This window comes from Haloquadratum walsbyi J07HQW2, assembly GCF_000415985.1.
Classification (GTDB): domain Archaea; phylum Halobacteriota; class Halobacteria; order Halobacteriales; family Haloferacaceae; genus Haloquadratum; species Haloquadratum walsbyi_B.
This window is the reverse complement of record NZ_KE356561.1, coordinates 3,216,524-3,231,236: the sequence shown is the minus strand read 5'-3', so window position 1 is coordinate 3,231,236 and position 14,713 is coordinate 3,216,524. Positions and strand designations below refer to the sequence as shown.

The following is a 14,713-nucleotide window of genomic DNA, read 5'->3' as shown; positions in this document are numbered from 1 at the left end:
GTGTCATCCTTGCTCATCGACGCTCAGTGGATCAATATATACTGAGATATTTTTTGAACCGGGCTGTGCTGTATCTGTAATGTTGAACTCGATAATAACGTCTTCTGTGGTTTTAGCTGGCAGCTTACCAATGTATGTTTCAATCCCTGACTGTACAATATTGTCGCCATCTCCATCCCTGAATTGTATTGTTGTCAGTTGAATATGAGTTGGAATATTAAATCTAAATTGGACAGCAAATGGACCCGCAATTGAGTTTTGTGTCGATGGAATTGGTTTAAACGCATCATCAACGTTCGATTCAATAGCGATTTGAAAACTTATGTTATTATTTCCAATTTGATTGAATGGTGTATCTGAACCGGTAACTTCGACATTCGCTACAGTAAGTGCTTGCTCTGATTGAACATCAACCTGCCTATCAAGTGAGGCACTCGTCAGGCGCCGTGCTGCAGTGACGCCGGCTTCCATAGTTGGGACCGTAGCGGTCACAAATGGGAGTTGCCGCCGTGTCATTCGGCGCACACTCTATACACTATACTGTTAGAATTAATTGAGAATGTAGATGAAAATAATACGATGGCTATTGATATTGCTATGCTATTTATAGATCGTATATCTGTTTGTATATTCTTAGCTGTACGCAAAAGAATGATTATCTCTATAATTACAGCAGGTGATGACTCGGGATCGACATCAAACTCATTCTGGCTCCAGAATAAGCCCATGCTGATAGACTTCATCATGTATACATTTGGAATGTAAATGAGTTTGATAGCACTACTATTATTTCAAGTTGTATTTTATATAAATATAAACAATTTGTTACTTATACGTAACCGAAAGATTTCATTAACGAAATTAGGGCAATCAACGTACACCACTCAAAGATAACTTCATAACCAGAGACTGTAGAACTCATAACTCTGTTCGTAAGGAAGTTTCAGTGACTGTCAGATAGACTGGAGATTTCAGTACAGATAGCTGTATGTATCATAAAACTCTTGACATTTATATTTGTAGAATCCGTAGTAAGATCAAACTGAACTATTCATGTATACTGCTGTCTGCTGAAAGTGGTGTATATGACTCAATGGTGACGTCTACCGCTCAATAAGCTCATTAAGTGAATCTTTTCGATCACTGCTGACATCTATACTATCTGCCTCTTTTGATAGTGCCGTATACGCGGACATCGAATTTGCACTTCGACCATATGCGTCCCGAAGCGCTCGCTGTTTTGATCGAACTGCGAGGTATTGTTGTTCTTCTGGTGGTAATCCTAAGCGAAGTTCAAGATTACTGAGACGCGAGAGTAATTCATCTTTTTTGACTGGCTTTTGCAAGTAATCATCAATTGGTAACTCAGTGATACCCTCGCCGGGTTCAACTCCACTGACTGCTAAAATAAGACAGGTATCGACTTTTGTTTTTAATCTCGCTGCAACCTCATCACCAGAAATGTTCGGAAGTCGTCGGTCAAGGATCGTAATTATATCTTCATCTATTGTAGATGAGAGTGCCTCTTTAGCAGATTCATAATAATGTGGGTCATAATCCTCTGAAAGATAGTTCATGTATAGTTCTGCAATCATCGACTCATCTTCAATTATTAATGCTGAAGTCTCATCACTATCGTATTGAATGTTCCACTCAACTAACAATTCAAGAATCTGAACAAACTTTTGTCCTTCAGCAGTGAGTTTATATACGCTTTGTTGTGTCTGTTCATCATATCTGATAAGATCGCGTTCTTGAAGATCAGTAAGACTACCTGAGAGCATCTTACTGGTTATATCCGGTATTACGGAACTAATATCGGTATAAGATGCTTCAGAATGCACACTGACTGCATACAATACCGGAGCATTCCATTTCTTTGAGAATACATCCGTCGCAGATATCAGATCATTGATTAATTCGGTCGTATTTTTATTTGACATTAGATTTAATAATTATGTGTTTACTGAGATAACTAATTCATATTACAGTATATATTCAACGGCTAATATTATTTCGAAAGTCCTGAATATTTGATTAACTAAATCAGTTCAACGCACTCGTTCACCGCTGTGGTGGTTCGTTCTTAAAAATGTTTATTATATGATATTAAAATCTAACAATCAAATTTGATATATTTTCTATCATCTAATCGTCAGTTATCTATTCTTTCTATGATATATTCAGAACGCTTCATGCATATCATTCGATAATATTAGAAGAGTTGAATAACATGTACGAGACACAATATCTAAATGCCGGCACATGAACGACGTCAATACATACATCATATTTTGATTGGTGGAGTAAGCGCTATTTTAATTCCCCTCTCAGGGTGTCTTTCTAGTGGATTAAGTATAGAAGGAACAGAATCGGAAGTTCGTGATGGGCAGACTGTGGTAGTTTTGGTTGCTGTTATGAATCCATCCAACAGTTCACAGTCTGGAACTTTAACCATTCAATGCAATGTAATCGCTGGAGACACCTACACCCGACGTCGACAAATCACAGTGCTTGGCTCTGAAACGAATAGCTATCAGTTTGTATTTAATACGAATACATCAGACATTAACAATCAATATCAGATAACAACAAGTGTGGCGACGGACGGACCGCTTGATAATATTAATCTATAAGTATTGAAAATGTCATGTCATGATCATGATAGTTCACTAAATGCCTTTTTATGATTTATCTCTTCGACTGTCATATCGGCATGTTCTTGTATTGATTTTAACCGATTGACGATCTGTTCATACTCGTTGCTATTTCGTAGTTCTCGTTGACTATTCTGCTCCTCAAGTAATGCCTTTTTCTTTGACAGTTGATACAAATTATTAGTTAATTTAGTGTACTCTCCACGAGTAATGAGTGCTGAAGTAAATTCAATTAAAGTTCTACATGATATCGGCTTGACAATATAGTCATCAAACCCTGTCTCAGCGATATTGAAATCCGGCTCAATGGCGGTTATCACCGCCGACTGGATTCGATACTGATCATACCGGATTTTTTGAAGCATTTTGGCTTCTGAGTATCTTGATATCTGTCTGTCGAGAAGCACAACATCTATTGAACTATTTACTTTCTGTGTTGCTTCTTCAAACTCACAGGCAGTGTCTACATGATATGTCGGTGAAAGCCACGTTGCGAATAGATCTGCCAGTTCTGAGTTATGTTCGGCAATTAAGACGTGCTGTTCCTTCTCTACAGACACTCTAGTCATTGCAGTCTGGATTCAATGTCAAATATATAGAATTATTCAGCTTCTATTATCTGCAGAGGTAATTAATACTGTAGATTGAACGCCTCTTGGTTCTACCGTAAAATCACTATGATAGATTTCATTATATATGATGTTTGAAAGCGTGAATAGATAGATTACTACTTCGTGTAAATATAAATAATTTGTTACTTATATGTAACCGAAAGATTTCATCAACGAAATTAATGAATCAAGTAGAATTATTTATCATTGACCATACTAAGCCATTCAGATTTAATTATATTAAATTGGATTGGATTCGCAGTTTAATTGTCAATATTATTATTATTGATGATAATTAATATATGGTTATCACTACCGAAGTATTATCTGGACATATTTATTCAAGAATTTAGGTATAACTATATTGAGTGTGCGATTTTTCTTCACAAATCACAAATATTCAGATCGCATGACACGTATTTGTTTTAATTAGCAGTTAAAAGGTGTAAATACATCTTTTTCGCTTATTTGTGATTATATAAATAAAACAGCACCATCAGCATGTGATGATCTGATTAACGGATTACCCCGTGGTAACAATATTGTAATTAGACATTTTGAAATATAAGATTACAAATCAAACGTGTCCTCAAGTACCAGTGTCCTGATATGTGAGCGATGTTTTAGATATTAATCCCTCGCACAATAATGACAGTATAATCCAATCATCGTCTTCTTATGAGTATCATATACATATTAAATCCCAGATGTGAGATCCGTGATCGCATCAGACTAATCTGAGCATGTTCATAATTGAGTTTCCGTATGTCGTATTAATCTATATACCAGCAGGTTAGTACTAGATATATCCATTATATGAATTCCTGCGGTTTTTTAACCAGGAATAGAACTTAATTTAATACGCGTGAAGATACATCAGTCATTCCTAAGATCTATATCGAAACCAGCACGAATATTATATATTATCATATTTGCTTAATACGTGCTAATAGGTGGACTGTCGGTGGAAATATATCCACCTGTAGCCATTTTTTGTATTAAGATCGCATAGTATGCGCTATCAAACAATATGAGCAGTAATGAACTTCCGGTCATCTCGCCACCGAATGAAAGAAAACACGAGTCGAACGTGCAAGGCGTATTACTCGCTGCTGGTATGAGTTCACGATTCGGTGAGAGAAATAAACTTATTCAATCGATAGATAGTGGTTTGATAATTCGACAAGCCGCGAGGACATTACTTGAAGCTAATTTATCAACAACTGTTATTGTTGGACACGACGCAGATCGGGTTCGAAGTGCGTTATCCGACCTGCCGGTTGAATTTCACATGAACGAAAAATATGAGACCGGTCAAAGTGCATCAGTTGAGGTAGGGACTCACACAGCACGCACAAAAAAAGCAGATGCTATTATAATTGCACTTGGAGATATGCCAAATATCTCAGTATCAAGCGTGCAAGCACTGATAGCCACATATGAGAAGCGATCGCGATCAGCGCTGGCGTCTGCATACATGGGACACCGAGGCAATCCAGTGTTATTTGACCGACAACACTTTGATTCGCTTATTGAACAACAAGGAGATACCGGTGGACGATCAATACTGTTTGAAACAGAAGATGCGGCACTTGTCGAGACTAACGATCAAGGTGTATTATATGATATTGATACTCCATCCGATTTGAGTTGATGAACCCGATCATACAGTAAAGATATTAAGCGGCATCACTTTCGCGGACCCACTCGTGAACACGACTAGATGTAGCCGGTACGCAACCGCCCTCAGGTTAACCCGAGAATCACGCGGCGTGTTGCTCACTGTGAGGCACTCCGCGCGTTAATTACATGATACGGATACGAACACGAAGTCAAGAGGTGAAACACCCATGAGGTTGCGAAATCAAACGGACGGCGTGTCGACAATTCGACGGCAGGTTGACGTGATGAGCGGAACAGCCCTTCTGGCTTCGGGAGCTGGGTGTGCTGCTATCAGAGATTTCACGAGTGACGTGGCTCTTGAAAAATAAACGTGTTCAACATGGCAGACCGACAAGTCAAAAGATCAATTGAGGTGGTTAATCCCACCGGAGACACAACTCTTGAGCAGACGGTCGACATAAAGCACGAGCAGGATCACGTGGTGACGTGTTGGGAGCCACCGGTAAGTGTGCGGTCAGCGTTGAACTCACGAATACGGAGATAGAGGGAATTTCGCAGGCAAATAAGACGATGTCTATTGACGACGCGGATGAACAGAGGATCGGTGTTGTATTCGATACCAACGAGGAGTGTGAACCCATCGTCATTCGTGTCGGTACGACATTGAAAGAGTTCCTTGATATCGCGAACTGAGATCCTCGACCCTGATGCTGTGCAGATGCTTGTGACCTGTATTGACAAATACCTCATTAGCGCTCTTACCAGCATCCTTAATAAATATGTAGAATTTCTCTCTACGCTGTGCTGATGAATTCACGCTCTAGATTCAGCACGCTGTTTCTGGCTCCAAGAGTTCAGCACAGGCGAAGTCAACGTCGGAGAGGTCGTCACGGTCGTTGTGACGGCGCGACACACTCACTGTGATCGTTGATGATATTGCACGAATCCAGATTATTGACGTTACTTGCACAGGTGCAATTATGATTGATTAGTTGGCTCTGCTATTTTTTCCGACACAAGAATATCTCCTTCCTCAATATCGTGCCTTGTCGTCCAGTTTTTATTGACTTCTAAAACGTACTGACCCTCCCCTGAAAATCGTTGGTCGCTCCCGTCTTCATCTGGTCCTGGTGCGTCGGCGTGATGAATTGAGGTGATTATCCCCTCACTGTCGACATACATAATGTCAATCCCGAAATCCATCTCTCGCATAACGAAAGTCCGCGGATTATTTGAGTTGAACACAAACAGCATTCCCCGGTCCTCAGGCAAACTTTCCGTCTCACTAAGTCCAAGATACCGCAGGTCGCTTGTATCGGCGATCGCTGCTGTGATCGTCCCTCGAAGGCTTCCACCAGATGACTCTATCTTAATTTCAGTTGTCTCATAGTCGGTATGAACCTGAGTGGTATCAGAGTCTTCCGCAATTGTGCCTGATTGTCCTGTTTCGGTTTGAGTTTTGCTGACAGTAGTAGGAGGACCCTCAGCAGTTGTGTCTGATTGTTTTGTTGAATCGCCGATGCATCCTACAAGTCCGATGCTGGCAACAGTGATGCTCAGATATCGTAGGCATTGACGACGAGAACTTCGGAATGTCATGTTCGGTAAAAACCAGTAAATCTGCTAATAACTGACTTTGTAAGAAGCTTTTTTATGCCCCTCGCGATTCCCGTATTTTCGTTCGGGGGGTTATTACAATGTTGTTTTATTGAGTATATTTCAACATCCCTGTATCCTTCATGGCTCCTTACTCGAAAAGTGGGAATATGAGGAGGGCGAACCCGTGCTCCAGATCGGCGTGGTAGGTGTTCATACTGCACTCACACAACTACGGCGAGTTAGTTGTGCAATTACAATTGAGAGTGGAGAGGCTCTCTTGAGCACGGACCATCGTCACCGTGTTTGAGTGGCGGGGTTTCGCCGACGGCCATCATGTATTTAGATCGCATCAGCGGGAACAGGTGGCTTACTTTCAGTGGTGAGCCTGACTTGTTTCAATGATGCTAAAAATCATTGATATGGTTGCAATACGAGAAATCAACAGACATGGTTGAGTTCAGTAGGCGATGAATTATCTTGGGTGCAGGAGTCACAACTACTGCATCGGGACTGCAGGGCAGTGTCAAAGTTGCTTTCTCGTATTAACCGCTCGGAACAGGTAGTCGAATCTCAACAGGAAACGATTGACGAGCAGTCCGACCGGATTGACGATCCTGAGAGTAATCAAGACGAGCTGAAGGAAACCATAGCCGATCAGCAGGAAATCATCAATCAACAATCCAAGCGCATTGAGCAGCTCGAAGAGGATCGAGACAGAGCAGCACGGGATCAAGCAGAGACGAAAAAGAAATAAAACCGTGTTCAACAGTCCATCAAAGAGGTTTCCGTCGATACAAGTTCAACTACTCTGATGACGGGAACACCGGCATCCAGCAGCATGATTTGACGCCAATTGAGCAATTATTTCGTGCAGAGAATCTCGATGAAGTGATAGATTCACCGAGTGTTCGGCGTGCAGTCTCGTTGCTTACACATATGAATGAGGCTCTCGTACTCCGAAGGGCATTGTCGTCAAGTCATCGGATCGCCCGTTGGAACTCCTCTCAGCTGATCGGGATGGATCGTTTTGCTGGAACCAGTACTATCGAGCCGCCGAAGCATTGGAGTCGCTGTCTGAGGGCGCATTTACGTTCGTTAACTCGTCCAAGCATGGCAAGATTTCGTCCTCCATGAAGACTCAGACACGTATCAGCGGTTGGTGAGCGGCGCTCTGTCAGTGTCGTCAGCGGAGGCGACGGTATAAGCGTCGGAAGCCAGCACTCAGTGGAAGCATAGTCTCAATAAACCACCACATTAACGCCCTCTCTTACTGGCGAGACTAGGGCGGTCTACACGTTTTACTGTACTACTACAGTGAAAGAGAGAGACGGAGATACGAGTGCTTGCTCTGACGACGGTGACAGCGAGAGTGAGAGTGAGAGTGAGGCGTGGTTTTCTCGTGCTCATTGATCTGCCGTATCAGTTGATAGAATCCGTTGAAGATCGGTCCGTTTGAGGCGACCGCTGTGGATGACAAGGCGACAGATGAGAACACAAGGTCAGACATATTTCGCTGGGACGACATGGAGAGGAGTCAATGCTACCACCTCTGAATTCAACAATTGTTGATATACACAAATGTATGAGATGTAGTATCGTAACTCATAATCATGAGCACGATGAGCCGAGAATTACAGGAGAATGGAATGAAACTGAGGACGAGTATGAGCCCAGCCGGCTAGAGGACGCATCAGACGGATATACAATTGAATCAGAGTTCCGAGGTGGGAGTGGGCGTGTTCGTACTGAGAATGGAGAGTATAACTCATCTCTGTAGCCATTCGAGACAAGTACGTAAATTTCATTAGTGTGACTCCTGCAGACATCGCTCAGAAATTCGATGTTTCAGTTAAGACGGCACGGGAACATATGAACCATCTTCAAGAGAACTTTATGATGCAAAGGTAACCGCCAGCACCAGAGGGGATTCAGGAATAAAAAGAGGAACAACAGATAAGATCGAAAACAGAGGACGTTGATGCACGAGGGGAGATGAGTCACCTTTCCTCGCAAGATGAATCCAAAGTTCATCTTAACAGTTCACATACATCTGCAATCTGCAAGATAACGATATGTCACACTCACCGTGATTTATTTGTGATGTTGTAGCAATTCAGATTAATCAGATTATCTGTGAGGCTACAATCCACCTCATGTCAGATAGCACAATTAACGAAGGAGTCTGTATCTTTGTAAATGCCGTATATGCTCCTAAAAGCACCACAGAGCCGTTGACACGATATGCGAGATGATCTCGAGACAATCAATAAGATGATTATATGAGCATGAACCTCGTGAGTAGACATTTTATTCATTTACCTACACACCGTATTGAATATGAACCCGATTACAACTCACATAAGTATACTCGTGTGCGCATGTCTCGTCTTTTCTGCAGGAGGATCTTTTGTCAGCAGCGCTGCTGAGCCAACGATCGACATTGAGATAAATAATGAACAGTTCACCGATGGCTCAGAAATCGATGTCAGGTCGAACCCGACTGTCGATATCAGCGTCACCGCTGACACACAAATCAATCTTGTTGAGTTGTACGTTGATGGAGCCGCACGACGGACATTCGACCCCACCAATACCTCACTTGAGAGAGAATTTCAACTACATATTAATAATGGTGAGCACGATATCCAGGTGATAGCTGGTGCGAATGAAACAACAACGATCAACGGTATGATTACCAAAGATGGAGGTGCGCCGTTCATTGGGTACACAGAACCATTTAAGACATCAAATAAAAGCATCCCACCGGATGTAGCAACGGTTCCCCAGGCGCAAGTAAACCTTTCTGGGTATCTCTTCGATGATAGCAGTGTTCAGTCAGTCGAAATTGAGCGCCGATTTAATTACAGTTACGCGGGCTCACGAGAGACGAGTCGAGCAAATCACGAAATTACTGACCCTGGTGATTCATTCCAACAGAAACTCCTCCTAGGAAATGGGGATAATGAAATTACTGCGACGTACATTGATGAGATGGGGAATCAACGTCGACATGACTTTTCATTGGTCGTCGATGATCAAAGAGCTCCACAAATCGATACTAGTGCCCCTACACAAGTTACCGAGCCATCAGCAAGTATCGGTGTGACCGTGACAGATAATGTGAAGATCAAGTCAGTCATAATAACGTCCCCTAATCTCGGGACAAAAACGCTCGTCTTAGACCGTAGTCCAAAACCAAACACAGATCGATTACAAGTAAATGTCCAAGAGAACATCGATCTCAGTGAGGGGAGAAATGAAATTGATATCGAAGCGACAGATGTGAATGGCAATACCGTATCAAAAAAACTCCCTATTGAGTATATTCCAATCATTCAACCAACAATTGAGATTGATGCTGCGAATACAAGAGTTGAGAATAATTCTATTTTTGTGAGGGGGCGAATATTCCAGGGTGAAGTTACACGCGCGTCAATTCAGACACGACCTGAATCAGAAAGTAGTAGTGAAACTGTCGACATCAAGGGCGTGTATACCGGAGATTCAGTTGTAGAGACGGTGACAATCAATCAGACGCTCACACTGGCTCCAAACGAAACAGTGACCGAAATCCGTGTTCTTGCGACCGACTCAGAGGGAATACAGCATGAGCGCTCGGTGTGGGCTAACTCGAACACAGGTGCAATTGGCGACTCTCCATCTGCCGTAGACGATTCATCATCTCTTGATACGGCTCTGACCTCAGAACCATCGCAACAATCAGATACAAATACCGATACCGAAACTAATGATGCATCCTCACAGGCGACCATCGAAACAGACACTCCAGTATCGACCGAAACAGAACCCGATTATGTGACGCCAATATCAACACCAGGATTCGGTATCATCAGATTCGGTATCATCATTACAATTATAGTCATATCGTTCACATTTATTGGTCTTAGTGGTCAGTAGTAACTCATGACACGGTAAACAGCTCAGTGTCGATATGGGGTGAGTCTCTATAGGTAAACGATTCTCTGAGACGTGGGGTTGTCAATTCATTAACTGAGTGAGACAGGTCCCATCCCCATGTGTGCCCAGGGGGCTATGTGCTGAGAATATCGCAACCCTAGAATTGCACATCGGACGTGCGTTTGAGTGTGCAATTATTAGAGATGATACCCCCACTTTCGGCGTAATCACCGCCCATATCTCACCCGTATTTATAACCAATCCGGATATTGCACCGTTGAGTCACCGCATCGACACAGTGATTCAGAGGGTTGTGCAAAAAATGAGAGTAAAATCAACCGATGACCGTGAGCAACTCTGTGGAGCCACGAATGAGCAAGCACACGGAGCAATGCACTCGATGCAGCCGAAGAGAATGGAACTTTCACGACACCGGAGATCGCAGTGACTCTCGATAAGCATGAGCTGCCAGTGAGCTATGACACCACACTATCAGTCGGACCGAGTAAATAACTTATTCATCGGTCTCAGCGTGTTCTTCGTGTCCTAGAAACCGGTTTCGGACATACAACTGGTAATAAAGCCGGATTATTTGCATATTTATACTGTCTAAGAGTGTATAAAGTAGTACTGGAAGACTGCCTGCTTGACTATCTTCGGTAGGTGTAGTAGGCGTCAGTCTCCAGTCAATTCAAGCAGTGCAAGCTCATTCCTGTGATATTGCTCACGACGTGCTAAGACGGTACAATTCACTGAGATGGCTATTCTTGAGACGTTGTATCAGGATACAGCTGTAATATAATACGATATACTACGTGTTTAAAGAAAACCCCCGACAGCTGAATATTTTGACGTGCATGGGTGGCATCGTGATCGTGACGCAGATCGAGTAGACTAAAAAAGAGAAACACAGTCAGCAGATGCTCAGCACTCAGTCAAGATCGCCGTGCTCTCTGTTGCCGCAACGCTACGTTGCGTCAGCGCCTGGATGGTGGACAAGCACCGGATTTCATTATCGAGTCGTGTCATAGGGCAGTCACATAGTAGAAATTTACAAACACGGAATGTCTGTTTACACCTCTCGCCGAATTATTCGGTATGCAGCGAGCCCGATTGCCGCGACACCGAGGAGTCCGGAACTCAAGACAGAAGCGGCGTTTACTGTGGAAAGATATAGCCCGCTGCTGAGGCTCGCCACGAGGACTAGTCCAGGGCTGCGAGCCGCGCCGGAACAGGATCGATCCCTGTCTGTTTGATGTGGGGAAACATAGAGAGGGGGATCAGCGTTAGCAAGAGGAAGATAATATACGACCCAGCCTGATCATAAGGTGACGGATTCCACAGACCAGTGACTGCAAGCCCAGTGATCATAATGCTCCCAGCGATGAATATGTGCTGGGAGAACACGACTGAGTCTGTTCGTGAGGCTCCAACGGATGCTAACTAGGCTGACAGGAGCGACCACGAGACAAATGAAAGCGAGTACAGGCATTATATTGTATAACCGCTCCATCAAAAGCATCAGTATTATAACTACTGCCGGAAAGATGAGCAAGTCGGGCGGGGACGTGACGTCGAGTGGGCAAACCGGCTTATTTCATTGATCCAGAATAACAAAATGTACGCGAAGGTAATCCCCACAGAGATTATAATCAACGAGACGGTGATGAGTTCGATACCTGTCGGCTGGAGCGATTATACACTGTCATGCAAATCTAGACCCCTCCAGCCACCAATCCAGAGCTCTTGAAATATCATCACTGGGTTGAAAAGATTATCAGAGGATTGGATGGCAGCGGGAAGTCCAGTTACCAACTTCGTTTCCAGATCAGCAAGCTGAGGTGATATCTCTGGGATATCCGGAAACAGATCAATATGATTAATTACGGCGGCGCCCACGGCAGCAATAATCAGCAATTTGGGGAGCAAATATAATTCGTCAAGAATCCCAATAATCATTCCGGTGAGAAGGCAGACGACAAGCGTCGAAATCACGCTTGGACTGGCATCCATTAGTGTGAGTTGCCACAGGCAGTGCACGATCGTAGCAGCGACAGCGGTGTGAGCCACCAGGTATGAAAACATGATCGTTGACTGTCACGATCTCCACACTCACATTCGCGAAAACGAGCTCGTTCCGTTGTTATTTGATTATGTCGGGAGCAACGAGATTGAAACACAAAGTCGTCTCTCCCGGGTTGACATGGAGAGATCAAAGCTACATACAGTCACAGGCGTGGATGCATCTGGTTCACCCGCGAGATCAATATTATCCTCCAGTTCACGGAGTCGATCAACCACCGCTCATTCGTCAATGGCAGACGACAGGAATACTACCCTTACCCATTCCGAGTCTACTGGGTCTTTCAAAATCGGTCTCTGCGCTATCATCGTCATATCAATACTCCTGTCGGTCGGGTTTCTATTGACTCTCCCGTAGCGATATCATAACATGGCTGAAATTCCAAAAGAGAGTGTCTGACGTAGGAAAGGTAGAGACAGGAGGGTTTCAATTCGTACCGTAACTGCCAGAGCTGGTATTCTCCGGCAAGCATCGCAAACCCGGACCCGGACCCGGATCTGGACAGTATCAATGTATTGTCCCTGAGATGCCACTACCTCAGTGAAAAAGACTGTTGAGAATAACTCGGAATATTGGGTAAATAATTGACACACTTAGACGCACAGGTACGAATGCGGATATGGATATATACACCACCCTTTGTCTCCCGGCACGCACGCTGAGAAGGGAACCTATCGCTGTACTATGATTAGGACTATGAATGGTGGTCTATCATTGTCACTGAGACACTCCTGTCCGGTTGCGGTTGTGGTTACATCACGACCATTATCAATGAGGAACCCGGTTGCAATTCATTATATGGACGAATTTGGTTGGAAATCCGTGGGATTAACAGGGGATATAACAAAAATAAAATAAATAGACATAGTGAGTTCTCACGGAGCGTTTGAGATATTGGTGATTGGGACGGTCATTTTAATTCTAGCTGGAGGTGGTCTTGCCGTCACAGCAACACTCAGCGACAGCTCAGTCTCTTCAGAGGTTAATGTCCAGATTGCCCGTCAGTTCGTTGTGCCACAACTTGGCGATATCAATCGAAGCGACATTCAGACATCGTCGCAAGGTCGCCTGAGTGTCTTTCGGACACAAAACGGCACAACGCTCCGAGTGATTGAAGAAAACACCGAAGCCAACTCGCTCACAGTGACGGTCCCAATCGAAAACGATGGAACGGACCGAGGGACGACTCGTCTTTCGACTGACTCATCGACGACACCGTTTACAATCGATACAAAAACCATCTCCGAATCGTTTGCCAATAACTCAACATTCGCCCGAACGGTGAACCACACAGTCATTAGTGATACGGACGCGCTTGTCGAGTTACCATCGACAGTTGGAAGCGAACCACGAGCAGTCAATGTGACACTCACATACGATACAACACCAGCCTCACCACTCACAGCAACGTTCAAACTCACATCGACGGATAGCCGTGTCAACATCCAGCCAGGCGACTCATTCGATGGTGGGGGAGGGAATAACGGCGGTGACAGTGGTGGTGACAGCGGCGGAAGCGGCAGTGGTAGTGGAACCAGCAGCACTGATCCGTTCTCGCCTGCGGCGTCGGCAGTTGTGACCGACGGACTCAAAATTATCAATCCAAACGAGACTGATCCAGATGACCCAATACTGGTCTCCCGAGGAGATGTCGAAGCCGTCGGGAGTTCCATCGATCTCGACGGTGATAGGAGATTCGAACAGCCGTTTGTTAACTCGTCTGGGGCGCTCAAAACGGTCGAAGCCAAAAACACGAGCACAGGCGTGCAGATACGAAATGAGACGACACTAGTCCCTGCGAGTTCCCCAAACTCGCCACGGAGCTCAAAGACAATCATGACCGCTGGTCGATTCAACGGCAGCGAGACATCGATATTCTACGCCTCAACGAACGAGGATATAGTGCGTGTCGGCGCGTCTGGATCCACAAAAATCGTTACGGCTGAGCAAAGCAAAGCCGTCTCTGAGATTGGCGATGTTGACGGTGACGGAGTTGATGAGCTTGCATTCACCGATGGCAGTGCGAATCTCAAATATCTCGAGCCAAGTGGGTCAGTCGAGACATTCGGCACCGGCGCCGGGTCAAACAATGGAATCGGAGTGGATGGACTCCTCGACGTGGACGACGACACAGCACAGGAGCAACTGTTCGTTGGTGGTTCGAACAATATCAACGCTATCGACGCGAACGACGGCGGGAGTCCAACCAAACTAACCTCAAA

Annotated in this window: 12 protein-coding genes; 7 read left to right on the top strand and 5 right to left on the bottom strand. The window is 44.3% G+C overall.

Annotated features, from left to right (window positions below; genetic code table 11):
• Positions 1-3: 3 nt before the first annotated feature.
• Positions 4-516 (bottom strand): hypothetical protein, encoded by a 513-nt coding sequence (locus tag J07HQW2_RS15120; RefSeq protein WP_021056502.1) that lies wholly within the window; start codon positions 514-516, stop codon positions 4-6.
• Positions 517-1,103: 587 nt separating this feature from the next.
• Complete coding sequence (locus J07HQW2_RS15110) at positions 1,104-1,943, bottom strand: winged helix-turn-helix transcriptional regulator (RefSeq protein WP_021056500.1); 840 nt, start codon at positions 1,941-1,943, stop codon at positions 1,104-1,106.
• Between the two features lie 312 nt (positions 1,944-2,255).
• Here J07HQW2_RS15110 and J07HQW2_RS15105 point away from each other — a divergent pair, with 312 nt between their 5' ends.
• Positions 2,256-2,636 (top strand): hypothetical protein, encoded by a 381-nt coding sequence (locus J07HQW2_RS15105; RefSeq protein WP_021056499.1) that lies wholly within the window; start codon positions 2,256-2,258, stop codon positions 2,634-2,636.
• Between the two features lie 23 nt (positions 2,637-2,659).
• Here the strand turns inward: J07HQW2_RS15105 and J07HQW2_RS15100 are convergent, their stop codons facing one another.
• The gene (locus tag J07HQW2_RS15100) at positions 2,660-3,226 is read right to left on the bottom strand and encodes a HalX domain-containing protein (RefSeq protein WP_021056498.1); all 567 of its coding nucleotides are present in this window, start codon (positions 3,224-3,226) and stop codon (positions 2,660-2,662) included.
• A 1,072-nt stretch (positions 3,227-4,298) separates the two neighbouring features.
• Between J07HQW2_RS15100 and J07HQW2_RS15095 the strand changes: the two genes are divergently transcribed.
• The 3 genes from J07HQW2_RS15095 (at position 4,299) to J07HQW2_RS15090 (ending at position 5,584) form a co-directional block, all read left to right on the top strand.
• Entirely contained in the window at positions 4,299-4,922 is a 624-nt protein-coding gene (locus J07HQW2_RS15095; protein ID WP_021056496.1) for a nucleotidyltransferase family protein, read from the top strand.
• A gap of 196 nt (positions 4,923-5,118) precedes the next feature.
• Positions 5,119-5,259 (top strand): hypothetical protein, encoded by a 141-nt coding sequence (locus tag J07HQW2_RS19160; RefSeq protein ID WP_303704234.1) that lies wholly within the window; start codon positions 5,119-5,121, stop codon positions 5,257-5,259.
• 118 nt (positions 5,260-5,377) lie between these two features.
• Positions 5,378-5,584, top strand: coding sequence for a hypothetical protein (locus J07HQW2_RS15090; protein ID WP_021056495.1), 207 nt, complete (start codon positions 5,378-5,380; stop codon positions 5,582-5,584).
• A 285-nt stretch (positions 5,585-5,869) separates the two neighbouring features.
• Here J07HQW2_RS15090 and J07HQW2_RS15085 read toward each other — a convergent pair whose 3' ends face one another.
• Positions 5,870-6,490, bottom strand: coding sequence for a DUF192 domain-containing protein (locus tag J07HQW2_RS15085; protein ID WP_021056494.1), 621 nt, complete (start codon positions 6,488-6,490; stop codon positions 5,870-5,872).
• A 520-nt stretch (positions 6,491-7,010) separates the two neighbouring features.
• On the opposite strand from J07HQW2_RS15085, the gene J07HQW2_RS15080 reads away from it, so the two are divergent.
• Together J07HQW2_RS15080 and J07HQW2_RS15070 are read left to right on the top strand one after the other, a co-directional pair.
• The gene (locus tag J07HQW2_RS15080) at positions 7,011-7,244 is read left to right on the top strand and encodes a hypothetical protein (protein WP_021056493.1); all 234 of its coding nucleotides are present in this window, start codon (positions 7,011-7,013) and stop codon (positions 7,242-7,244) included.
• Positions 7,245-8,827: 1,583 nt separating this feature from the next.
• Positions 8,828-10,408 carry a hypothetical protein gene (locus J07HQW2_RS15070; RefSeq protein ID WP_021056491.1) on the top strand — a complete coding sequence of 527 codons (1,581 nt, stop codon included), beginning with the start codon at positions 8,828-8,830 and terminating at the stop codon, positions 10,406-10,408.
• Positions 10,409-12,103: 1,695 nt separating this feature from the next.
• On the opposite strand, the gene J07HQW2_RS15060 is transcribed toward J07HQW2_RS15070, so the two are convergent.
• Entirely contained in the window at positions 12,104-12,421 is a 318-nt protein-coding gene (locus J07HQW2_RS15060; RefSeq protein WP_303704233.1) for a hypothetical protein, read from the bottom strand.
• A 937-nt stretch (positions 12,422-13,358) separates the two neighbouring features.
• Here J07HQW2_RS15060 and J07HQW2_RS15055 point away from each other — a divergent pair.
• Positions 13,359-14,713, top strand: a 1,355-nt coding sequence (locus tag J07HQW2_RS15055; protein ID WP_303704231.1) for a hypothetical protein, incomplete at its 3' end; no start/stop codon positions are given.